12 protein-coding genes and 1 pseudogene are annotated in these 26,477 nt (G+C 38.6%); 12 read left to right on the top strand and 1 reads right to left on the bottom strand.

The genetic code is table 11. The annotated features are described in order from the left end of the window. The first annotated feature begins 37 nt into the window (after window positions 1-37). From V7K55_RS12880 to V7K55_RS12865, 4 genes and pseudogenes are all read left to right on the top strand, one after another. Window positions 38-1,063, top strand: coding sequence for a glucokinase (locus V7K55_RS12880; RefSeq protein ID WP_334831797.1), 1,026 nt, complete (start codon window positions 38-40; stop codon window positions 1,061-1,063). A 45-nt stretch (window positions 1,064-1,108) separates the two neighbouring features. Then, window positions 1,109-1,711 (top strand): hypothetical protein, encoded by a 603-nt coding sequence (locus tag V7K55_RS12875; protein WP_334831795.1) that lies wholly within the window; start codon window positions 1,109-1,111, stop codon window positions 1,709-1,711. 480 nt (window positions 1,712-2,191) lie between these two features. Further along, window positions 2,192-2,571: pseudogene (locus tag V7K55_RS12870) on the top strand (fasciclin domain-containing protein). 393 nt (window positions 2,572-2,964) lie between these two features. After that, window positions 2,965-3,213, top strand: a complete 249-nt coding sequence (locus V7K55_RS12865; protein WP_334831791.1) for a DUF1816 domain-containing protein — start codon at window positions 2,965-2,967, stop codon at window positions 3,211-3,213. On the opposite strand, the gene V7K55_RS12860 is transcribed toward V7K55_RS12865, so the two are convergent. Continuing rightward, on the bottom strand, window positions 3,177-3,581 hold the full coding sequence (locus tag V7K55_RS12860) for a DUF3775 domain-containing protein (protein WP_334831789.1): 405 nt from the start codon (window positions 3,579-3,581) through the stop codon (window positions 3,177-3,179). The genes V7K55_RS12865 and V7K55_RS12860 overlap by 37 nt on opposite strands. A 408-nt stretch (window positions 3,582-3,989) precedes the next feature. On the opposite strand from V7K55_RS12860, the gene V7K55_RS12855 reads away from it, so the two are divergent. From V7K55_RS12855 to V7K55_RS12820, 8 genes are all read left to right on the top strand, one after another. Then, window positions 3,990-6,302, top strand: coding sequence for an NACHT domain-containing protein (locus V7K55_RS12855; protein ID WP_334831787.1), 2,313 nt, complete (start codon window positions 3,990-3,992; stop codon window positions 6,300-6,302). A 647-nt stretch (window positions 6,303-6,949) separates the two neighbouring features. Continuing rightward, the gene (locus V7K55_RS12850) at window positions 6,950-7,408 is read left to right on the top strand and encodes a response regulator (protein WP_334831785.1); all 459 of its coding nucleotides are present in this window, start codon (window positions 6,950-6,952) and stop codon (window positions 7,406-7,408) included. A 333-nt stretch (window positions 7,409-7,741) separates the two neighbouring features. Then, a complete protein-coding gene (locus tag V7K55_RS12845) occupies window positions 7,742-9,214 on the top strand; it encodes an efflux RND transporter periplasmic adaptor subunit (protein ID WP_334831783.1) in 1,473 nt (490 codons plus the stop codon). A 10-nt stretch (window positions 9,215-9,224) separates the two neighbouring features. Next, window positions 9,225-10,442 carry an ABC transporter permease gene (locus V7K55_RS12840; protein ID WP_334831781.1) on the top strand — a complete coding sequence of 406 codons (1,218 nt, stop codon included), beginning with the start codon at window positions 9,225-9,227 and terminating at the stop codon, window positions 10,440-10,442. Window positions 10,443-11,130: 688 nt separating this feature from the next. After that, complete coding sequence (locus V7K55_RS12835) at window positions 11,131-16,617, top strand: AAA family ATPase (RefSeq protein WP_334831779.1); 5,487 nt, start codon at window positions 11,131-11,133, stop codon at window positions 16,615-16,617. Window positions 16,618-16,623: 6 nt separating this feature from the next. Continuing rightward, window positions 16,624-24,597, top strand: coding sequence for an amino acid adenylation domain-containing protein (locus V7K55_RS12830; protein ID WP_334831777.1), 7,974 nt, complete (start codon window positions 16,624-16,626; stop codon window positions 24,595-24,597). 428 nt (window positions 24,598-25,025) lie between these two features. Next, entirely contained in the window at window positions 25,026-25,928 is a 903-nt protein-coding gene (locus V7K55_RS12825) for a phytanoyl-CoA dioxygenase family protein (protein ID WP_334831775.1), read from the top strand. 247 nt (window positions 25,929-26,175) lie between these two features. Continuing rightward, entirely contained in the window at window positions 26,176-26,442 is a 267-nt protein-coding gene (locus V7K55_RS12820; protein ID WP_334831909.1) for a YciI family protein, read from the top strand. Window positions 26,443-26,477: the final 35 nt, after the last annotated feature.

Raw genomic sequence — 26,477 nt, 5'->3', positions numbered from 1 at the left:
ATCTTACAAAAAAGTAATTAATTCGCGAATAAGTTCTATGACATTGTTACTAGCAGGAGATATCGGCGGTACGAAAACTATTTTGCGATTGGTTGAAACATCAGATTCACCAGCAACAGATACTATTTATCAGGAAAGTTACCACAGTGCTGATTTTCCCGATTTAGTACCCATAGTGCAGCAGTTTTTGGTCAACGCTAATACACCTATACCAGATAAAGCTTGTTTTGCGATCGCCGGGCCCATTGTCAACAATACTGCCAAACTAACCAATTTAGTCTGGTTCCTGGATACCGAACGCCTACAAGAAGAGTTGGGTATTCCGCATATTTCTTTGATTAACGACTTCGCCGCCGTTGGCTATGGCATTTTAGGTTTACAAGAAAAAGACTTGTTGACGTTACAAGTTGGTCAATCTCAACCCGAAGCCCCCATTGGGATTATTGGTGCTGGTACTGGCTTAGGGCAAGGATTTTTAATTAAACAGGGAAACGACTATCAAGTTTTTCCTTCAGAAGGTGGACACGCTGACTTTGCCCCTCGGAACGAGATGGAGTTTCAACTGTTAAAATACCTGCTGGGTAAGCATGATATCCAGCGCATTTCTGTGGAACGCGTGGTTTCGGGAATGGGAATTGTGGCAATTTACCAATTTTTGCGCGATCGCAAATTTGCCGCCGAATCACCAGATATTGCCCAAATCGTCAGAACTTGGGAACAAGAAGCCGGACAAGAAGAGAAAAGTGTCGATGCTGGTGCAGCCATTGGTACAGCTGCATTGCAAGGTAGCGATCGCCTTTGCGAACAAACCTTGCAATTATTTATAGAGGCTTATGGTGCAGAAGCTGGCAATCTGGCCCTTAAACTCCTACCTTATGGTGGCTTATACATCGCTGGTGGGATTGCGCCCAAAATTCTCCCCTTAATCCAAAATAGCGGTTTCTTATTAAACTTCACCCAAAAAGGCAGGATGCGCCGCCTCCTCGAAGAGATCCCCGTGTATATTATCCTCAACCCGGAAGTGGGGCTAATAGGTGCTGCTTTATGTGCTGCTAGGTTATAACAGCTAGCATCATCAGTAAGATCGGCATCTCAAAAGGTAAAATTTATGACAGTTAAAAATCTGTTGCCATTAATCGCCGCCACCTTTATCTGTGGTGGTTCTATTCTTGTGGAAGCGCGTCAACCTAAACCTCCGGCGGCTGTTGTCAAACCAACAGTCTCTAAAACCGTGCAGCCACGATGGAAGGTATACACCCCTCCCGATGGACGTTTTACTATTTTGATGCCGGGAAACCCCAACAGAAATACCCAACTTCAAAAAACTTACATGGGGGAAATTACCTTAGAAATATTTTCCGCTCAACCACCAAAACAGGAAGTAGCATACATAGTTGCTTACAATGATTTTCCTTATAGTTATGGTCAAATAACTGACCCCCAAGCTGTACTTAATAATGCCAGAGATATGGCTTTAAAGACTACGAAAAGCAATTTAATTAGTCAGCGAAATATTCGTAGTTATAATAATCATCCCGGTAAAGAAATTGAGTACATCAATTCTGGAGGGAAAATCACTATAAATAGAATGTATATTGCCCAAGGAAGGCTATATCAAGTAATGGCGATAACTACAAAAAAACAGCAAAAGACATTAGCTAAAACTATTACTGGATATTTAAATTCCTTCAATGTAGTTTTGAAAAACTGAAATAATTTGTACCCTGCGGGTACTCTGTTGGAGAACTCGCAGAGTAGCCGCCATGCGTCTATGGATGTAATACACTCTGACCTTCGCTTCAAAGCCTCTTCCCTAAAAGGCTACAACCGTTGTAGCTGCTCTTGTTAGGTCTGTATTTTATGCAATTGAGAACCGCTATATTACAAGTAATTGAGCGAACTGAATATAAACAGGTAGACGCAAATGATTAAAAATAGTGTATAGTCTGTTGCAGACTCTGTAATGCACTGCAAACCTGATAAAAAATCTTGGATTGTCGCTAACAAGATTTTTCCTTTGATTCCTAACTCATAAATTCTGCCGGATTTTAATTATTGAATTTTTTAGCTGAAATATTAGCTCAAATTATACAATTTATACGCTACTCAACCACTTACTAACACATGATTTCTAACACTAGGATGTCATGCTGAAAATAATTAGCAAATTACACATAAGCAAGTGAAATAAATGGCTAATATTACTGATACTGCCGTTAACGCTGATTCTTTTAGCACCCTAGTTGATGCAATCAAGGCTGCCAATCTGATAGATACTCTCAAAGGCGTTGACTCGTTCATCGCCTCTGCATCTACAAGCCAAGCGTTTGCAAAGCTTCCATCTGGTACTGTAGAGACGTTGCTCAACAATATTAATAAAATCCAGGAACTCCTGACGTATCACGTTGTTTCCGGTAAGGTAATACCCATAAAGCCGATTGAAGGTTCAAGTTTTAAAATTGATCCTTTCAATAGTATTAATACAGATTATAATCAACAGCCTCAAGACCCCATGCTGCTGATGATAACCGTGTCATCCACATCATTATTGATTCCTCAGTAAATATATAGATAGCGAGTAACATCTTTGGGGTAGTAACTATAGATAGTTTCTACCTCATTACTGTCTAGATATATTTTAAGGAACTCAACTTTCATCAAATATCAAACCTCTCTCCTAAGAGGCTAAAGTTTACACACAAGTCTTCTAACAATTGAGGCTTTGAAAATGAAACATTTATTTACGAGTCAAAATAATTTGATTACTGGTTTCAGCCAGAATCATATATCTACAGAAATCAGTCAATCTATGAAGGGAAAGTATATTTGTCTTTGCTGTTCAAATACTTTACTCCGTCACGTGAGTTCAGGGGTAGCTTACTGGCGTTGTAGCCACTGCTATCAAGAAATGCCAGTTTAGCAAAAATGTCTTTAATCAAGTTCAATTAATTATTGGTATCCCTCATGAATTTATTTCAATCTAATCAATCAGAGTTTGCTTGGTGGGTAGAGATTAACACAGATGTTCCGCGCTGTACTTATTACTTCGGCCCTTTTGATAGTGAAAAAGAAGCACAACTTTCTAGAAGTAGTTATGTCAAAGACTTATATCAAGAAGAAGCCAGAGACATCATTGCACTAGTCAAGCAGTGTCAGCCTGATGTCCTGACGATTTTTCATGAGAAAGAAGAAGTCCATGTATCTAGTTTTTGAAGCCCGTTCCGCAGATATTTTGCTAAAAGGGGTCTTTCGATAATATAAGTGGTTGCATAATTTTGAGGGATAAGCTCTACTACTTGTTTAACCAAATTTAAGAAGTCTTCTAACTGTCCATCTGCTATACCTCGACCTAGCCACATCAGAGCTATTAGCTCTGCTTTTTCTTCCTGGGAAAATTCGTCAATATATTTGTGTAATATATTTACTGAAGACCTTCCTGTAATGTTGAAATCCTCTAAGTAGTTAGATAATTTATCTATGAATATTTCTGGTTTATTTGTTATCCCAGATTCCATTTTTCCATAAACTAATTCAGCAATTTCAATAACGTTATCTATTTTGTTGATTGATAAGAAACTCATATTTTTAGATTGCTTATGGAGTCAATAACTACAAGTTAATAAATAGAGATTAATCAGTCATTTCTATGCCGATATTTTTATAAATATAAAGATATATAAAACTAAAGCAATGCTCACGCAAGGCAATTGTAAAGTTGTCCTATAGCAAGTAACCACTAACTAAGCATTCAAACTGTATTTAAGCATTACAGACAAATGTTTGAATTCATGTTTTCCTAAAAGGTTGAAATGTATAAGATGAATATATAATGTTTGATTTCGACACAAAAGGATAAAAAGACGAGAGTAGACTTTGGGATTTTGTATAACTTTAAGCGCATAAAATGCTAGAATCACAGCGAAAGCTATAAGATTGCAGATATTAATAAAAGTTAAAGTCCATGATTTGAGGAGCAGGGTTTTTGTCCTATGGCCAAGCGATCGCTCCAAGCAACACTCATCGGGATTCAAGAAGCGAAAAGAGCATTTGCTCTCAAAGGGTGGACTCAAGACAATCTAGCAGGGGAAGTAAACCTCAAGACTAGACAACCGATTTGGCGGTTTTTCAGCGGCCGTCCGGTTGAGCGTAATACCTTTATGGAAATTTGTTCGGTGTTGTCACTGAATTGGCGGGAGATTGCAACTAATCCGCCGGCAGAATTCATGGAACTAGAAGAATACAGCCAGATCAGTGGGCTGGATATTGATACATTAGTCGCAAAAGTGCGATCGCAACGCTTCGACAAAATTCAAGACCAGTGTGGGATTTTGCAGTTATTGGATATTAGCCGTCCTGTTGCGATCGATGACATATATATTGATGTGAATATTTTGGAGGAAATTGCCAGTCTTCAGTCGTTAGAAATTACTGAACTGCAAAACCTCGATCCAAAAGAATTTAACCGTTTCGGTTTAGGTGAAGTTGACCAAAAACAAATACCTGGTACACAGGCAGTTAAAACATACTCCAAGCTCAGGGTACTAGGCAAACCAGGAGTAGGTAAAACTACCTTTTTGCAACATCTCGCCATTCAATGTAACCAAGGTGAATTTGCGGCCAATCAGGTGCCAATCTTCATTACCCTGAGAAATTTTACTGAAGAATCTAAAGTAACCAACGAGTTCAGTCTATTAAAATACATCAGCCAAGAGTTCCTTACATCGGGAATTTCTGATCCCTCAGTAATTGAAACTTTACTGAGTGCAGGCAGAGTGTTAGTGTTGCTTGATGGCATGGATGAAATTCTGAACCAACAAAGCAATGCCGTCTTAAGCGAAATTCGCAGATTTTCAGATAAATATCACAAAAATCAATTTGTGGCCACCTGTCGAACAGCATCTCAAAAACTCAGACTCCGAGGTTTTACCGATGTTGAGATTGCCCCATTTACCTCAGAACAAATCCGAAGCTTCGCTCAAAAATGGTTTGTGACATTTACCAAGACCAACATTCCAGATGGTGAGGCGGAGTCGGTTAAGTTTATTCAGAAGTTAGACTTAGATGAAAACTGGCAATTTCGCCAACTTGTAGTTACACCCCTATTTCTGCATCTTGCTTGTTGGGTATTTCACGGTCAAGAAAAATTTCCGACTAAGCGAACTGACTTTTATAAGCAAGGTTTAGACCTACTATTGGGCAAATGGGATGAAGCCAGAGGCATTGAACGGGATCAAGTTTACCGAGGGTTTTTATTACCACAAAAGCTCAAATTATTGAGTCAGATTGCAGCAGCAACATTTGAGCAAGGTCAGTACTTTTTTGAGCAACGCACCGTTGAGCAATACATTAGTGACTATATTCAGAATTTGACTAAGGTGCCGATGGATGCTGAAGAACTGCAAATAGAAAGTGAAGCGGCCCTGAAAGCGATCGAGGCTCAACATGGGCTACTAGCAGAACGGGCGCGGGGAATTTTTTCCTTCTCCTATCTGGCGTTTCAAGAATACTTCACGGCCAGAAAAATCGTTGCCAGTTATAACCTAGAGGCGTTTGGGCAAGCTCTAGAAGGATTAGTTAGTCACATTACAGACCCGCACTGGAACGAAATTTTCTTGTTAACAGCTACCATGCTCCGAAGCGCAGACTCTCTGGTACAGTTGATGAAACAACAAATTGATGCACTCGTTGCTCAAGACTCTCATTTACAAGAGTTTTTGACCTGGGCGAGCCAAAAATCCCGCACTATTCCAAACCAACCAAAAGAGGCGACAACTAGAGCATTTTACCTTGCCTTGAGTCGGACTCCTCACATAGCTTCTCACTTTGCTCTAGCTAGCAGCCTCGACCAGGGAATGTTTCTGGATGCGGCATTAGATGACCTGCTAGTGGAGTGTGCAATTGATGGGAGCCAGGACTTTGCCCACATCCACGCCTGTGGAGATTCTCTAAGCAACATTATGGGCATTGTTCTGGATGTTGGACTCTATAAATCCTTGCAACAACTCTCTGACCAATTCCCAAATTCTCGTCAAAGTCAAGAACGATTTAAACTATGGGGGCAGACAAACTATTCAGCTTGGGCTGAACAGTTAAAGGTGACGGTCATTAATTATCGCAACATTAACCACCAGTGGCACTTTAGCCCCGAACAAGAGCAAGTACTGCAACGATACTACGATGCCAATCAGTTACTACTCGATTGTTTGCATAGCAATTGTGAAGTGACGGCTGCTATCAGGCAGGAAATTGAAGCCACCTTATTATTACCTCAAAAGGAACTTGAAGATAGGGAATGGCAATAGCTCTCTTGCTTAATTCCTAAAAAAGGTTTGGATTGCAAAAATGATTTTGATTACATTTTATATCGTAGTTAATCAACTCATTCACAAAATCAAACATCGCCAAGTTCATAGTATCTCAGCAGAACCATTTAAGTGATTGGTTATTTAGCGCCTTTGAAATTAACTATATCTAAGGTAGACTTTATCCACTTTGCAATGTGATACTCCTGCGGAGTGGTTCTACAAACACACAAACTAAAACCTTTGTAGGATATTAGTTTTACCTTTGCAACTTCATCGAGAATCTGTGACAGAGAAACAGTATTTGCTAAAAAGCCAGGGGTTTTGCCGGATAAAGAAAAATGAATTCTTAATTTTGGATAAAGTTGAGCTAAGGCGAACCTGATAACCTACTCTCAAAAATTTGGATTTTCACTATCAGGATTTTATATGGATGACTACAACCAGTTAAACTGTGTCGTAGTTAATCAACTCATTTAGGAAATCAAACAACACCCGCCCATAGTACAAGAAAAGAACCTAGTAATTTTAACCATTAAATGGTTCCCGGCTAATTTATATTTGACCTATCTGGTTGTCTCACCTCTTTAAAAACTACAGATTTTTCAGATTGCTTTGCACTGAAAGTCCTAATCGCAGGTCTTGTTATGAATTTAATCAATGGCTTTTGCTTGACAGATAGGATACTCGAAGGTGTACAAGTACTCGTTGTAGAGAACGATCGCGATAGTAGGGATTTGTACGCCATTTTTCTTCAAGGTCTGAGCGCAAATGTGATTACTGCTGGTTCAGTAAAAGAAGCTTTAGAAATCTTAAGTTGGTTCAGACCCAGCATCATCATCTGTGAAATCAGGTTCTTAGGTGAAAGTATTTATACATTAGTAAACAAATTGACTACGATGGAAGCAGACAATGGAAATCATATCCCAATCATTGTGACTTCAACATCTACCACAGGTACTCACGATCAAATTCCAGATGTAGAGTTTGAAGAATATTTACTTAAACCATTCGATCTTGACAAATTTGTTTCCATGATTAGGAATCAAGTACAGAAAGATGTGGCGGAAAATTTTTGCACTGATTTAGTAGTTTTACACAAGTAGATATTTTTCCCCATCTCCTAAATCCTGAATTATTCGCGATCGATATGAAAGATCCCCGACTTCTTTGAGAAGTCGGGGATCTTTGTTTTTTGGTAGACAGCAAACGAAACTATCTTACCCGTGAGTGGCAAAAGTCACCCATTCAGGTGAAGACATACACAAATACTAATGCCTAGTATGAAGGAATATTAAGCAACTATGAAGCCTAATTATGCGTCTAGTTGTTAGTTTAGTAATAAAAATTTAATCCCAAAGTATCAACTCCGTATTCTGCACTTGCCCTTTAACTAAAAGGTACTACTACACAAAAGTATTTACAGGCTTCTATATAATATGGCTACTCACATAGAAATTCCAGTTATTGGCAAACTCAAGTATCCATTACGCTGGCTAATTGGGGTGATAGCAGGCGGTGCTTTGGTTGTGGGTACTGTGACAACTTACACCCTGGTGAATCAAGGAACAAGTAAAGAAGATATTGACCAGTTAACTGTGCCAGTTACAGCCCAAAACGTGACTTTGCTGATTACAGCTAGTGGCAAAGTCGTGCCGATTCAGAGCGTAAATATTAGTCCGAAGAACCCCGGAGTTTTATCGCAATTATACGTAGAACAAGGCGATCGCATTCAACAAGGGCAAATCCTCGCTCGCATGGATAGTGCCAGCGTTGAAGCCCAAAGGAGTCAGTATCGGGCTAACTTAGTCCAAAGTCAAGCACAATTAGCCGAAGCCCTTGCTGGTAGCCGTCCTCAAGAAATCGCTCAAGGAAAGGCGCGGTTAGCACAAGCTCAAGCGCAGCTAGCGGCTGCTAAGGCTGGTAATCGTCCTCAAGAGATTGCTCAATCTCAATCTCAAGTAGATGCGGCTCAAGCAAAGGTAAACTATACCAGCGAACAAGTAAAGCGTTACCAATACTTATACCAAGAGGGAGCAGAGAAAAAACAATTACTCGATCAAGCTATCAGCGAAGACAAAAGTGCTAAAGCCAGTTTAGAAGAAATTAAAAAACGATTGTCGTTAGTTAAAAGTGGCACTCGAACTGAGGAAATCGACCAACGTCAAGCTGCTGTGAATGAAGCACGGGCGGCATTTATTCTGTTACAAGATGGCACTCGAACTGAGGAAATTGTTCAGCGCCAAGCTGCTGTTGCCAGCGCTGAAGCTCAATTGAAAGGTGTGCAAGTGCAGTTGGAAGATACAATTATTCGCGCTCCCCTTTCGGGAATTGTCACACAAAAGTATGCCGAACCAGGAGCCTTTGTGACACCGACAACTTCTGCTTCTGCGAGTGCGTCGGCAACTTCCAGTTCAATTGTCGCTGTAGCACGCGGTTTAGAAGTATTAGCTCAAGTTCCTGAAGCCGATATTGGCAGAATTAAACAAAGGCAGCAAGTGGATATTGTCGCTGATGCCTATCCCGATCGCATTTTTAAAGGTCACGTGCGCCTGATTGCTCCAGAAGCAGTTGTGGAACAAGGTGTGACATCCTTTCAGGTGCGGGTTGCTCTTGATACTGGCATAGATAAACTGCGTTCTGGCTTAAATGTGGATCTGACTTTTTTAGGCGATCGCGTTAATAATGCCTTAGTGTTACCAACGGTGTCAATTGTCACCGAAAAGGGCAAGACTGGCGTACTTGTACCAGATGCAAAAAATAAACCCCAGTTCCGCGAAATTACCGTTGGCGCACAAATCAAAGACCAAACTCAAATTTTAGAGGGAGTTAAAGAAGGCGATCGCATTTTTGTTAATCCACCCAAAGACTACAAAATCGAAAAGGCCAAAGAAAAACAGAATAATTCGTAATTATTAAGACATGAATTTTTTAGAAAGCGTCCAAATGGCGGGGAAAACCCTGCTTTCAAATAAGCTACGTAGCGCCCTCACTATGTTAGGTATAGTTATTGGCAATGCCTCAGTAATTGCCATGATTGGTATTGGCGAAGGTGGGCAAAAATACGTTAATAAACAGTTGGAGTCATTAGGGCCAAATGTGCTATTTGTACTGCCAGGGAATCGAGAAACTCAGAGGATCTCCTTTGAAGTACCAAAAACTCTAGTGTTACAAGATGCGGAAGCGATCGCTTCTCAAGTGCCAACAGTAGTGGGAGTTTCACCAGAGTTAAACACCAGACAGGTAGTTATATTCCGCAACAGAAACACCGATGTCAATATCATTGGCACAACTCCCAGCTTTCTATCGGTGCGGGATTTTGAAACTTCTAAAGGCAGGTTTTTCTCTGAGGTAGACATCAAGCGAAACAATCAAGTCGTTGTGCTAGGTGGAGACTTGGCAGAAAAACTATTCGGTAATAGTAATGCGATCGGTCAGCAATTGCGAGTTGGAAATACCAGCTTTCAAGTGATTGGGACGTTAACAGCCAAAGGTTCCAGCGTGGGAGCAGATTATGATAATGCTGCTTTAATACCAATCACCACCTCGGCAAACCGACTTGTAGGAAAGAATTCTCCCTATGGTATTTCTTTAGATTATCTCGTTGCAGCCGCTCGTGATTCCGAGAGTGTGGATGCAGCAGAGTTTCAAATTACTAATTTGCTGCGCCTACGGCACAAAATTAATGGTGAAGATGACTTTACTCTTCGCTCTCAAAAGGATGCCTTGCAAACTGTTGGTCAAATTACAGGTGCATTGACAATTATGTTAGCAGCGATCGCCGGCATATCATTGTTCGTCGGCGGCATTGGGATTATGAATATCATGCTCGTCTCCGTCACCGAGCGCACCCAAGAAATCGGATTGAGAAAAGCGATCGGGGCAACTGAGCAAGATATTTTGCTCCAGTTCATCATTGAGGCAGTGATAGTTTCGGCAGCTGGCGGCTTAGTTGGCACTGCGGTTGGTGTTAGTGGCATTCTATTAGTGGGAGCTTTGACTCCTTTAGAAGCGAGTCTTTCTCCGGTAGCAATTACTATGGCAGTTGGTGTTTCTGGGGGTATTGGTTTATTCTTTGGCGTTGTTCCTGCCCGTCGTGCGGCTCAACTTGACCCCATTGTAGCTTTGAGAAGTGCTTAGTAATTGCGATCGCTTACTCTTCCTGATTCGATTGAGTCAGGGACATATTCGCTAGGTAATTCAATAAATCACTTTTACCAAAGAAATCCAATATAGATTAAACTTACTTATGTTTCAATTATTTGCGAAAGTAAACAAGTTAAAATAATCGACTTCAGTCTTGCATATTTATTGTCTTACTACAAGCTAATCATTCTGGAAAGATAAATGGCGATTAGCTTATATATCTTAATAATAACTAAGTTGATATCCAATCAGAATAGCATTTTGAGCGGTAGCTAATACAGTTGTAGAGATAAATCAAAAACTCGCTCCATCTGTCAAATTGTGTCCTTAGCTGAATACACCAATAATTGCTGAAGGATCTCACTAAAATAGTTATTGCGGCAATTACATACCTGCTAGTTAAGCATACCTAAGAATAATAGTAGATTAGCGGGTTACAATGCAGCTTTAGTAGTAGTAGCATGGAAAAAATGTATGTTGTTCGTTGCTACTGACCAGCAATAAAATGCCCTGCCTCTGATGAAAGTCTCCTATACCGTAAGCGCCAAAGATACAGTTGTATAGCTAAAATATTTTTGCTCCGTTGAGTCGTGGTGGTTTTGGCGATCTTCACGCCAATGCAGTCTTGGGCTTGGCTTTTGTAGTTAATCGTCTCCTAAAAAGTATTTCACAATCATAACCAATGCTTACTAACTCCAGATACAAAATTATAGAAAAGATTTCGGATGGCCTAGATACTGTAGTTTATCGAGCGCTGGAATTTGCAAATGAAAGAATGGTTATCCTAAAAAGTCTTAAACATGAATATTATAATCTTGAATATGTAACAGAGTTCAAACACGAATATGACATTTCTAAATCATTAAATTTACCAGGGGTTATCAAAGTTTATGGATTAGAGAATTATCAAAATAGTATTGCTTTAGTTTTGGAGGATATCGGAGGGCAAAATCTCAAACAATTTATTGATGACAATAGATTAAATATAATAGATTGTTTAAAAATAGCTATTCAGCTTATAGATATTATTATAGATTTGCATTCTCAACATATTATTCATAAAGATATTAAGCCACAAAACATCATTATTAACCCTAAGTCAAAGCAGGTAAAAATTACTGACTTCAGTATTGCATCACGCCTATCAAAAGAAAATGTAATGCTCAGTAATCCTAATTTACTTAAGGGAACACTGGCTTATATGTCTCCAGAGCAAACAGGTCGGATGAATAGGTCGATTGACTATCGCACAGACTTTTACTCTTTGGGCATAACTTTTTATGAAATGTTGACTTCTCAGTTACCATTTAATTGTAACGATCCCTTAGAAATAGTTCACTCTCACATTGCAAAACAGCCTCTACCTCCTCATCATATCAACTCAGAAATTCCAGAGGCAGTATCTAATATAGTGATGAAGCTATTATTGAAAACTCCTGAAGAAAGATATCAAAGTGGTTTAGGGCTAAAAGCAGATATAGAATTTTGTTTAAAACAATTATTAAATAATCGAAAAAACGAAAATTTTATTCCTGGCAAATTAGATAAATTTAGCCAATTTACCATACCTCAAAAACTCTATGGACGCGAGGAAGAAGTAACATCTCTATTGTCAGCTTTTGAGCGAGTGAGCATTGGAAGAAGTGAGATGATACTAGTTTCAGGCTATGCAGGTATTGGTAAATCTTGTTTAGTTAATGAAATTCATAAACCGATCCTCCAAAAAAGGGGATATTTTATTTCTGGTAAATTCGATCAGTTTAAGCGCAATATTCCTTATGCGGCTCTAATTGAATCATTTCAAGAGTTGACCCAACAGCTATTAACAGAGAGCTACGAAAAAATAGTTATTTGGAAACAGCAGCTTTTAGAAGCATTTGATGAAAATGGTCAAGTTATTATTGATGTTATTCCTGACATTGAAAAAATTGTAGGTCAACAGTCACCTATAGCACAATTAGGTACAACTGAATCACAAAATCGCTTCAATCGAGTATTTAAAAAATTTATTCAGGTATTTGCTCAGAAAGAACATCCTCTTGTTGTATTTTTCGATGATTTACAATGGGCAGATATAGCCTCTCTCAAACTGATTGAGATACTGATGGGTGATGATAGCCAATATTTTTTGATGATTGGAGCATATCGAGATAATGAAGTCATATCAACTCATTATTTTAATCAAAGCTTAAATGAAATCCAAAAGTCAGGAGCAACTATAAGTAATATTATATTACGTCCTCTAAATATTAGTAATGTTTCTAATTTAATATTTGATACACTTCATAGCACAACAGACAAAACAAAAATACTAGCTGAATTTGTTTTTAATAAAACTCAGGGTAATCCTTTTTTCTTAACTCAGCTACTGCAAACAATGTACCAAGAGAAGCTATTGAATTTTGATTTTAATAGTGGGGTATGGGAATGGGAAATTAACCAAATTAAAACTATTAGTTTTACAGATTACGATCCTTTAGAATTAATTGCTAGAAATATTAAAAAGTTACCTCATAATACACAAAAAATATTAAAACTAGCTGCTTGTATTGGCAATCGTTTTAATATAAATATTCTAGCGATTGTCAATGAAAAGTCTCAGTCAGAAACCGCATCAGAATTATGGGAAGCACTTCAAGCAAGCCTAATTCTGCCACTGAGTGATAACTATAAAGCTGCACTGCTTTTTGACGAAAACACATCTACACCCTTAAAATCTCAGGAATTAAAAGTCTCATATAAGTTTTTGCACGATCGCGTCCAGCAAGCAGCTTATTCCCTGATTCCAGAATCGCAAAGAAAACAAACCCACCTGAAAATTGGGCAATTGTTACTAGAATCACTTCAAACAAAAGAAATTGAAGAGAATATTTTTGATATTGTTAATCATCTCAATCTGGGGACTGAATTTATCCACGAGCAATCTCAAAAAGATCGGGTAGCTCAATTAAATTTGATAACTAGCCAAAAAGCAAAAGCATCATCAGCATACGAAGCGGCTCTTAGTTATTCAACAGTCGGACTAGAATTACTGACACCATCAAGTTGGGAAAGTCATTACGACCTGATGCTAGCACTTCATCTAGAAAGCGTAGAATTAGAGTATTTAAATACTAATTTTAACCGAGCAGCCATTCTCACTAAAACTATTCTAGATAAAGCTAGCAATCTGCTCGATCGAGTCAAGGCTTATCAATTACAAGTCCAGTTTTATATGGCTCAAAATCAGATGCTTAAAGCCATTGATACTGGACTAGAAGCGATCGCAAAATTGGGTATATCTCTATCACCAGCACCAAATCAGCAAAGCACTGTAGCTAATTTACCTCAGCTTCAAGATTTAGAAAATTTTCCAGTTGTAAAAGACCCTTATATACTGGCGGCTTTAAAAATGCTTGTTACTGTTGGTGGTGCTGCTTTTATTACTGACACAACAGGTACAACTTTTCCCCAGATAATCTTGACTGTTGTCAATCTCTGCATTGAACATGGTCATTCAGCTTTGGCTGCTGCTGGATATTCTTGTTATGGTATGGTGTTGTGTAGCTATATAGAAAATATTGATGCTGGATATCACTCTGGTCAAATAGCTTGGCAGATATTAGAGCAGTTTCAAGCCAAGGAACTCAAAAGTAAAGTATATGCGCCATTTTATGGTTTCACCTTTCATTGGAAAGAGCATATTAGGGAAAGTATTACTCCTTTACAGGAGGGGATTCAGAGCGCGTTGGAAATTGGAGATATAGAATATGTTGGCTATTGCTCTATCCACTATTGCGGTCATATATTTTTTACAGGAGAACAACTCGAATCAGTAGCTCAACAGCAAGGATCGTATATTGACTTACTACAAAAATTTAAACTAGATTTTCCGATAAACTACATTAAAATTTGGCATCAATTGACATTAAACTTGCAGGGCAAATCACCAGATAAATATCATTTAGTTGGCGATAGTTTTAATGAAGTAGCAATGCTGCCATATCTACAAGCTACTAATAATGTTACTTCTTTATTTGCTGTTCATGTTGCTAAATTGATTCTCCTTTACTTATTTAGAGATTATACTCAAGCAATTGATAATGCCAAATTAGCTTCGGGGTATATAAGTAGCGTGATGGGGATGGTGACAGTTAGCATCCACAACTTTTATTATTCTTTAGCTATGCTTAGGTTATATCCCAATGTTGAACCTAACACTCAACAAGAATATATAAATTCCATCAATTCCAATCAAGAAAAAATGCGGATATGGGCTGGTCATGCTCCTGCCAATTATCAGCATAAATATAATTTAGTGGAAGCAGAAAAAGCCCGGATTTTAGGGCAGCCCTTTATAGCGATGGAGTATTATGAGCTAGCTATTCAAGGAGCAAAAGAACAGGGATATTTTCAAGAAGAAGCACTAGCCAACGAGTTAACAGCAGAATTTTACTTTTCCCGTGATAGAGATCAGCAGGCGAGCTTCTATCTGAGAGAATCTTATCATGCTTATGTGCGTTGGGGAGCCATTGCAAAAGTAAGTGATTTAGAGTCAAAATACCCTAATTATTGCCCATTAGTAGTAAATCAGGAATCATCTAGTTGGAAAGCTAACTTAGTAACTACTTCAAGCAAAATAAATAATTTAGCATCTTTTGATTTGTCTACAGTTTTTAAAGCTTCGCAAGCTATTTCTAGTGAAATTATGCTAGATGATTTGCTAGCCAAGTTAATGAAAATTGTGATGGAAAATGCTGGAGCACAAACCAGTTGCTTGCTTTTAGAGAAAAACGGTCAAATGGTAATAGAAGCATTCGTGGGAGTTAATAATAACAAGATACTTTTGGAAACTTCTATGCCTCTAGAAAACAGTCTATATGTACCAATTTCTATACTAAATTATGTTATTAGAACTAAAGAAAGTGTCGTTATTGGTGATGCTAGTAGTGAAGGAAGATTTGTTAACGATTCTTATATTATTAAAGATAAATGTAAATCAATTTTATGCACGCCAATAATTCATCAAAGTAAACTCATCGGGATTTTGTATTTAGAAAATAATTTAACAACCAATGCATTTACTACTGAACGGTTAGAAGTTTTAAAAATTCTTGCCTCTCAAGCAGCTATTTCTATTGAGAATGCCAAGCTATATTCTAATCTATCTAAACTAAATGAGAATTTGCAAGAGGCTAAACAGGACTTAGAGATTTATAGCAAAGCTCTGGAGCTAAAAGTTGAAGAGAGAACACAGGAATTACATGATAAAAATTTCCGTTTGGAAGAACAAGCACAACGCTTAGAACTTACACTCAAGCAACTACAAACTACACAATTGCAGATGATTCAAAGAGAAAAAATGTCTGCATTGGGTCAACTAGTTGCTGGTATAGCTCATGAGATTAATAACCCAATTAATTTTATTTATGGCAATATTTCTCATGCTAGTGAATACATTGAAGATATATTATATCTCATTAAAATGTATCAGCAAGGAGCGCCGAATATGACTCCTCAAATGCTGGCTGAACAAGAGGACATAGATTTAGATTTTTTGCTTCAAGACTTACCTAAATTACTATCTTCAATGAAGGTTGGAGCCGATCGCATCCGTCAGATAGTTCTGAGCTTACGTAACTTCTCCCGTTTGGATGAAGCAGAAATGAAGCAAGTCAATATCCATGAAGGTATTGACAGTACTTTGTTAATCTTACAGCATCGACTCAAACCTGAATCATTAAAATCTAAGATTCAAATTATTAAAAGCTATGGATCTTTACCATTAGTAGATTGTTATCCGAGTCAGCTTAATCAAGTATTTATGAATTTATTAGCTAATGCTGTTGATGCTTTGGAAGAATATAAAGCTCAATCTTCATTGGAGGAGGCTGAACTTAATTCAAGTTATATCAAAATAACTACTGAGTTATTAGATAATAACCTAATAGCTATTCGCATTGCTGACAACGGTTCTGGTATGAAATCAGATGTAATTTCTCAGATATTTAATCCTTTCTTTACTACCAAACCTATTGGAAAAGGCACTGGATTAGGATTATCTATTAGCTACACAATTATTGTGGAAAAGCATGAAGGTAAAATAAGTTGCCAGTCAGTACTAGGAGAAGGAACTGAATTATTAATTGAACTCCCAGTCCATCAAAATAATTCTAAATTACTCAATTAATTCATCATGATTAACAATTATCAAACTCCAGATGTTTCTCCTATCTCAATTTCAGAAGTTTTAATGGCTCTGGTAACAGGAACTATACTAAATGAGCATTTTGAGCCTTCAAGTATTGGAAAAATATCACGACTAACAACCACACAAAGAGATTTATATCTGGATAATATACTTTATCCTGATAGTAATGTATTTACTTTAGGGATGTCGGTCAAGCTATCACAAAATGTAGACAGATTTGTTTGGGAACAGGCAATACAAATAGTATGTCAAAAAGATGATGTTACGAAAACTAGATTTGTTTTTTATAAAGGCGAAGTCTTTCAATTTGTAGACAAAAATGCTGACATCAATTTTGAATTTATCGATCCAAAGAATCATCATTTTAAGAGTTTAGAGCAAGTTATCGAAGAAAAAATTAAAACTAAGTTAGAGTTGCAAAAAAATAATTTATTTAAAAATATTTTAGTCAAAGATCGACAAGGTAAGTATACTGCTATTTTAGCTGCCCCTCATATCCTTTTTGATGGATATTCTGGGAAAATTTTCTTTGAAAGGGTAGGAAAAGTCTACCAAGCTTTAAAAACAGGCAATAATCCTCAAGTATTTGAAGGTAATTTTTTTCATGATTTTATTGATGATTATGCTATCCGATTTGATACGCCAGATATTCAGCAGTACTGGTTGAAAACTCTCAGTAATGTTATTCCTATTGCACCTTATACCACAATAGAGAGAAAAAATAGAGCTAAATCAAGAAAAATACAAATTACTGGAGATGAATTAGCACAAATTAGAAAATATTGCCAATTAATTAATTGTAGGGTTTCGACATTTTTTAGAGCTATTTATGGCATTTATTTGAGTAAATATTTACAAACACCAGCAGATTTTGTATTCTATGACATTATTGGTAAAAGAGATGAGCCGTTACTGAATGTTCTAGGTTGTCTTTACCAAGTAGTTCCTGTTGTTGTATCCCAAAAGAGGATAGATAAAAGCTCAAATATTATAAATTATATTTCTTGGATCAAGAATTATCGAAAAAATCTAGATCGGTTACAAAACATTTCTGTTCTATTCCAAAGAAATTATTTAAAAGATGAAAAATTGAAGTTTTTTTATAATTTCTATAATTTTAGCATTATTGACATACCTACACATAAAGAAGCTTCTAAATTAATTATCCATAATTCATTTGCGGAAAACGAAATACATCTCATTGTTAATGACTTTAATGATAATTTAGAAATAGAGCTATTTTACAATGAAAAATATTTTGTTTATCTAAACTCTTTAGAAAGATTACTGTTTATAGCTAATCAAGTTAGTCAAGGAATCGAGTATTTTCAACAGCTAAATATATTACTAGAAAATGAGCGTCAAGAATTAGTAGAAACTTGGAATGATACCAGTACAGATTACGCATTAGATAAATGCGTTCATCAATTATTTGAAGCACAGGTAGAGCGATCGCCAGAGTCCATCGCATTAGTCTTTAAAGAGGCGCAAAAGCACGAACAATCTTCACTCACCTACCGAGAGCTAAATCAACGTGCAAATCAGCTAGCGCATTATCTGCAATCGCTAGGCATGAAACCAGATATGCCGATAGGAATCTGTGTAGAGAGAACGCTGGACATGGCGATCGCAGTTTTGGCAGTTCTCAAAACTGGTTGTGCTTACGTACCAATAGATCCAGCCTATCCCCAGGAACGTTTAGCTTTCATGATTGAGGATACTCAAGTATCAATATTACTCACTCAGCAACAACTATTAACAAAGCTTCCTGCACATAATTCACAGGCTATCTGTCTAGATACCGACTGGGACAAGATTAGCCAATACAGTCATAAAAATCCTGATAGTAAAGTCACAGCCGAAAATTTAGCTTATATCATCTACACTTCTGGTTCTACAGGCAAACCGAAAGGTATCTGTTTAGCTCACCGTCCTTTAGTGAATTTACTGCAATGGCATCTAAACTCGCTATTAACAGGTGTACGTACCCTGCAATTTGCCTCTTTAAGCTTCGATGCTAGCTTTCATGAAATGTTTGCTGCTTGGTGTTCGGGAGGCACTTTGTTTCTGATCTCAGAAAACTTGCGACGGGACACTACAGCTTTAGCTGACTTTATTCACAACCAAGAGATTGAAAAAGTTATCTTGCCTGTTGTAGTCCTACAACAAATGGCAGAACTAGCAGCATCTCAGTTGGAATTATTTACGAGCTTAAAAGAAGTTACCACCACAGGGGAACAACTGCAAATTACCCCAGCCATTGTCAAATTATTCAAATCGCTGCCACACTGCTCATTTCACAATCACTACGGGCCATCAGAAACCCATGTAGTAACGGCTTTGACATTAGAGAAAAATCCTGATTTATGGCCAACTTACCCCTCAATAGGTCGTGCGATCGCTAACACCCAACTTTACTTACTTGATGCAGAGTTAAAGCTAGTTCCTATCGGTGTTGCAGGAGAATTATACATTGGTGGCGATAGTTTAGCTAGAGGTTATCTCAATCGACCCGATCTGACTGCCGAACGTTTTATTTCCAATCCTTATGCAAAATCGGATCGCTTGTATAAAACAGGTGATTTAGCTTGCTATTTACCAGACGGGAATATTGAATACCTTGGTCGGATTGACCAGCAGGTGAAGATTCGCGGCTTCCGCATTGAGTTAGGGGAAATCGAAGCAATGCTGTTACAGCATCCTGATGTGCGCGAAGCCGCAGTCATGGCGCGGGAAGATGTGCCAGGGGACAAACGCCTAGTTGGTTATATTGTTTCCAACCTAATTCCAGAGCGAGTACCTTATCAAAGTGTTTCTCGAGTCGAAACTGATGACAACCAGATAGTAGAACTACAAACAGAGGATATTTCCAATAGCGGTGTTTGTTTGGCAGGGGTGTCATTTAGTTGGGCAACAGGTAAGCGCGTCCGTCTTTGCCTACGCTTGCCAGTGACATCGGAAGAATTATGGTTAAATGGCTGTGTTACTTGGAATCAGGGTAAACGCGCTGGTATTAACTTGGTTCTAACGCCTACTGAAAAGGCCCTGTTTCACCAAAGCATAGAGCATATCTTAGAAACCCAACATCTATGGAAAATTTTGCAGCGCACAATCAGTGGCAATCTCCGTAAATTTCTGAAGGAGAAGCTGCCAGATTACATGGTGCCTTCCAGTTTTGTGATGTTAAATAAATTGCCATTAACACCAAATGGCAAATTAGATCGTCGGGCATTACCAGCACCCGATCGCACCGGACGGAATCTGGAGCAAGATTTTGTTTCACCTCGTACCCCTGTTGAAGAAGTACTAGCAAAAATTTGGCTGCAAGTTTTGAGATTAGAGCAGATCGGTGTCCACGATAACTTTTTTGAGATTGGGGGACACTCACTGCTAGCCACTCAGGTAATTTCTCGGATTCGGGATACCTATCAGTTAGATTTGCCATTACGGCGGTTATTTGATGCACCTACTGTTGCCACTTTAGGGGAAAGTATCGAGGCACAACTCAAGGAAAATCTACAATGGCACACTCAAGCAATTGTACCTGTAACACGTAACCAAAACTTGCCCCTTTCCTTTGCCCAGCAGCGATTATGGTTTCTGGAACAGTTTTTACCTAACAATCCCTTATACAACTTACCGCAAACTTTTCACCTGGTTGGTCAGCTAAATCTGAATGCCTTAGAACAGAGCATCAACGAAATTATTCGCCGCCATCAAGTTTTACGCACCACCTTTACTTTCTTAGATGGGCAGCCAGTACAAATTATTGCTCCTACCCTAACAGTACCTTTGCATCTAGTAGATTTGGGTTTGCTGTCCGACTCCCAAAAAGATACAGAAATCCAGCAATTAACGATCGCAGAGTGCCAACGACCCTTTAACCTCGATCGCGGGCCGTTAGTACGAACCACCATGTTGCAGTTAGGTGCAGAAGAATATGTACTGCTGTTGAACATTCACCATATTGTTTTTGATGGTTGGTCTGTCGGGACATTTTTCCGAGAACTGAGACTGCTATATCAAGCCTTCGCCAACGGTCAAACTTCTCCTCTAACTGAGCAAACGATTCAGTATGCAGACTTTGCTCTTTGGCAACGGCAATGGTTGCAAGGAAAAGTATTATCAGAGCAACTAGACTATTGGAAGCAGCAGTTAGCCAATCTACCCATTTTACAGTTACCAAGCGATCGCCCCCGACCAGCAAGCCAAACTTATCGCGGGACGCGCCAACCCTTAGCACTCTCGAAATCTCTCAGCGAGACATTAACTCGCTTCAGCCAAGAGGAGGGAGTAACTTTATTTATGACCCTCTTAGCAGCGTTCCAAACATTGCTATTCCGTTACACGAGTAGCGAAGATATCCAAGTTGGTTCCGTAATTGCTAACCGTCACTATCATGAAATTGAGGATTTAATTGGATTCTTTGTTAACACCTTAGTACTACGCAGTGATTTTTCGGACTCTCCCACGTTCCGCCAGTTGCTCAAGCAAGTGCGAGAAGTGACCTTAGAAGCTTATGCTCATCAAGACCTACCTTTTGAGAAACTGGTAGAAGAACTAGAACCAGAACGGGATTTAAGCCGCCATCCCCTGTTCCAAATCGGCTTTGCTCTGCAAAATGTCCCCATACCAGCTATAGAACTTTCTGGTTTGATCGTTAACCATCGTTTAGAACACAATGGCACAGCCAAGTTCGATCTGTTCCTAGAACTATTTGAGACACCAGATGGGATTAGTGGTTGGTTTGAGTACAGCACCGATTTATTTGACGCTGCTACCATCTCTCGCATCGGAGAACATTTTCAGACTTTAGTGGCAGGTATTGTTGCTCATCCCGATCGGAAAGTTGCAGATTTACCCCTAATAACAGCTACTGAGCGCCAACAATTGTTAGTGGAATGGAATCAAACTCAAGCAGATTACCCGGAACAAAGTTGCATTCACCAACTATTTGAAGCGCAAGTAAAGCGTGAGCCTGACTCTGTAGCAGCAATTTTTGCAGACCAACAAATAACTTATCACGACTTGAATGCCAGAGCCAATCAATTGGCGCGTTATTTACAAACTTTAGGTGTACAGTCAGATGTATTGGTAGGGATTTGTGTAGAGCGATCGCTAGAAACGATCGTAGCTTTATTAGCGATTCTCAAAGCTGGTGGAGCTTATGTACCTCTAGATACCGCCTATCCACAGCAGCGTTTATCCTTAATGCTGACAGACTCTCAAGTAACAGTGCTATTAACCCAGCAACATTTGTTAGAGCAGCTTCCCGAACATCAAGCTAGTATTGTCTGTTTGGATAGAGACTGGGAGAATATTGCTACCCAAGCCCAAGATAACCTGGATATTAATATCCATCCTGACAATTTAGCTTATGTCATCTACACCTCCGGTTCTACTGGTAAACCAAAAGGTGTAGCGATGCCGCACCGTCCCTTAGTCAACTTAATTTATTGGCAATCGCAAACTTCTACAGTTGGCTTTGGCAGCAAAACACTGCAATATACACCGATTAGCTTTGATGTTTCCTTCCAAGAAATCTTTGCCACCCTGACTATAGGCGGGACATTGGTATTGATTTCGGAATCAATGCGTCGTGAACCCACACACCTACTGCAATTTCTAAATCAAGTAGGGATTGAGCGATTGTTTCTACCCTATGTCGCTTTGCAACAATTAGCCGAAATAGCAAGGATAGAAGGCATAGTACCCTGGAGTTTACGCGAAGTGATTACGGCTGGGGAACAGTTACGCATTACAGATGCGATCGCACATTTATTTCACAAATTGCCTAACTGCACTCTCCACAACCACTATGGGCCATCTGAAACTCATGTTGTAACTGCGTTTACCCTCGCCAATTCACCCATAAATTGGTCAGTTTTGCCACCCATTGGACGACCCATTGCTAACAGTCAAATTTATCTATTAGACTCTCAGTTACAACCTGTTCCTGTAGGTGTACCTGGAGAACTTTACATTGGCGGTATTGGTATAGCACGTGGTTATCTCAACCGCTTGGATCTTACAGATGCTCGGTTTATTCCCAACCCCTTTAATAATTCAAAATTATATAAAACAGGGGATTTGGCACGTTATCTACCAGATGGCAATATTGAGTATCTCAGTCGTATCGATCATCAAGTGAAGATTCGCGGCTTCCGAATCGAGTTAGGAGAAATTGAAGCTTTACTAGCACAACATCCATCCGTCAAGACAAGTGTTGTCATAGATCGGGAAGATGTACCTGGACAAAAGCGTTTAGTAGCTTATGTGGTGCAAACTCAACAATATGAGAATGATAGCCAACTTACATTAGAACTCCACCACTTTCTCAAACAAAAGCTACCAGAATATATGATACCTACAGCTTTTGTTTCCTTAGAGAAGTTGCCACTAACACCCAGTGGCAAACTAGATCGTCGAGCATTACCTGCTCCCGATCGATCCAGAACAATTATAGAATTTGCATTAATTACACCTCGGACTATTACTGAGCAAAAAATGGTCGGTATCTGGATTAAGATACTTGGCATTGATCGGGTGGGTATTCAAGATAACTTCTTTGAACTTGGCGGTAATTCTCTATTAGCAGCACAGTTAATGATATATGTGCGAGAAACTTTTCAAGTCCAGATGCCTGTAAGATGTATTTTTGAGCAACAGACTATAGAAGGACTGTGCCAGATAGTTGAGAAATTACATCACGGAGGAAATGCTGCTCTCAATACTGTTATTAGTTTCAAAGCTGAAGCCGGACTCGATCCAAACATCTATCCTCAAGGAGTGCTTGTTAAGGACATCAGTCAGCCAAAGCATATTTTCTTAACAGGTGCTACGGGCTTTCTGGGTGCTTTCTTACTACATGAATTGTTGCAGCAAACTGAGGCTAAGATATATTGCCTTGTGCGTGCTAATAACGAAAGTGAAGGTTTTAGAAGGTTACAGAAAAACCTAGAAAAATATTTAATATGGGACGCAAGTCAAAGCTCAAGAATTATTGCCATCCCAGGAAATTTAGATCGGCCTCGTCTAGGACTGTCTTTAGAGCAATTTGGAAGGCTAGCAGAGCAGATTGATGTCATTTATCACAGTGGTGCTGAAGTTGGCTTTGCTAAACCATATTCTCTAATGAAGGCGGCAAATGTTTTAGGCACTCAAGAAGTTCTGAGATTGGCATGTCATGCTCAACTCAAGCCAGTACATTACATCTCAACAATTGCTGTTTTTAGCACAATTGCTTGTTTTAATGGGTTGAATGTCCTTTATGAGGACGATGAGATCGATCCTAGTGAAACTTATCTTTATCAAGACATTGGTTATATTCAAAGTAAATGGGTAGCTGAAAAACTTGTTTGGATTGCTAAATCAAGAGGTATCCCTGTAACAGTCATTAGATCGGGATTTTTAATGGGTCATTCAGATACTGGCGTAACTAATACAGATGATTACATGTCTAGATTGATCGAGGGTTGTATACAAGTAGGTAGTTTTCCAGATTTAGTCAATCAAAAACAAGATTTAATTACAGTAGATTATGCTAGTAAAACTATTGTTCAAATATCTAAAAATAAGCAATCTCTGGGTAAAGCATTTCATTTAGTGCCTTTAGCTTCGCAAAATATCGATTTAACTAGATTATTTGAGTTGATATCAGCTTGTGGATATCCAGTTAAAAAAGTACCTTATCCTCAATGGACAGATGAGTTAATCAATCAAGCTCGATCCTCTCAGGAAAATTCTTTGTTTCCTCTTATCCCGATGTTAACTGAACAAGTGCATCAAGGGCTGACTGCATGGCAACTATACCAAAATACCCCTGATTTAGATTGTCGCAATACACTAGAGGCAATTGCTGATATTTCCCTTTCCTGTCCATCAATGGATATTGAATTACTCAGTAAATATTTAGCTTACTTTCTAAGTAATGGATTTTTGAAAATAAAGAGTATATAGCGAATCCTTAGAGGTTGAATGAACAAGCATCTGGCTGTGATTTTAGGCACTTAGTTTTGCGTTTGCGATATTCACAAACTCAGTAGGAGGGCTATAGGACTAGTATTTAATTTATGAAAAGATACAAGGGTGTGTTAGCGACAGCGTAACGCACCAGACCCTTGATGATCGTGCGTTACGCTGTCGCTAACACACCCTACAATACCTAGTTTTGTTCAAAAATCAAATATGATTCCTATATAGCAGATAAATTTACTAAATAGTTGCGCTACATCCTAACTAGAAATACTTAAATTAGTCATGAATAATTCCACAAATATGGAGTAGTCTAACTCATCAATAAAATATTGTTTTTTAAGTGTTTTTTGCAATGACTCTATGCTTTAAAAGGTTTAGATTTTAATTATTCATAGAGACAAGATTTTAGTATGTATTTAACAACAGAGCAATTAATAATCTATAAAAGTCAAGGATTTATTTTATTACCAGAATACTTTTCTCGCGCCGAAGTTGGAATTATGAAAGCAGAATTATCCGCTTTGTCTGTGGAGGATTCACCCAAAAAAATCCTTGAGAAAGATGGTAAGACTGTGCGATCGCTTCACGGCTCCCATACTAATAATGATGTTTTTCATTCTCTAACACGTCATCCATTTATCGTTGAACCAGCTATGCAAATAGTTGGGAGTCAAGTATATATATATCAGTTCAAAATTAATCTTAAAGCAGCATTTAGCGGCGACCTTTGGAAATGGCATCAAGACTATATTTATTGGCGTAAGGAGGATGGGATGCCAAGACCACAAGTGGTCAATGCTATGTGCTTATTAGATGATATGAATGAATTTAATGGGCCGCTATTTATTATTCCTGGTTCACATAAAGAAGAGATGATCGATGTTTTGGAGCATAATCCTATAGGAGAAAGCACAACTTCTCATAATTCTGGTGAGAGTCCTACATGGATATCCAGCTTTAGTGTTAATTTAAAGTATTCTTTGAATCAGAAAACAATTACTAGTTTAGTATCAAAGTATGGAATTACTTCTGTAAAAGCTGCGGCAGGTTCAGTTCTATTTTTTGATAGTAATATTGTTCATGCCTCAACAAATAATATCTCACCTTTTGGGCGTTCTACTGTGATTATTACTTATAACAGCATTGAGAATATTCCTTTATCGGTTATAAATCCTCGACCAGATTTTCTTGTTGGTCAAAATTATCAAGCCGTTACCCCTCTAGTATCTGATGCGTTATCTCAGAAGAACGGCGAACTTCATACTCAAAACAAACTAGATCGTCATAATCTTCATCCTCTGCCACATCAGTAATACTGGTTGGTTTTGGGAGCTTGTTTTGAAGCAAGGGTTAGTTCACCTACCGACGGTATTTGTCGCCAAATCAGTGTTAATACCGCAGCCCCCATCAGTGTCAGGTTGAGAATTCGCGTAGTTTACCGCCACCCGAACGTAGTTGAGGCAGAGCGCCCAGATTTTTGATTAAATTGCTACTCAAATGCTACTCAAAAACAGTCATAACTAAAGCAGAATGTCTACTGCAAATGGAGTTAAGAAGCTGATGCCGTGGTTTGTCAAAATTGAAGAAGGCAAAGTCGATAAACCTACCTTTGACCAATATGTACCTGCCCACAAAGCCTACATTCAAGACTTGATTGCGAAAGGACACAAAGCGCAAACAGGCTATTGGGTAGAGCAAAGAGGCGGGATGTTGTTGTTTGAGGCAGCCTCAAAGGAGGAAGCAGAAGCAATTGTAGCTGATGACCCGTTAGTAAAACACGGCTGCGTCAACTATCAGCTTTACGAATGGCGAATTGTTTTGGAATAACACACACTTACTGATTTTTCATGTTATGCTTTTAG

The sequence above is a fragment of the Nostoc sp. genome, assembly GCF_036919895.1.
GTDB lineage: Bacteria > Cyanobacteriota > Cyanobacteriia > Cyanobacteriales > Nostocaceae > Nostoc.
The sequence above is the reverse complement of the archived record's forward strand: the minus strand, read 5'-3'. Positions and strand labels throughout refer to the sequence as shown.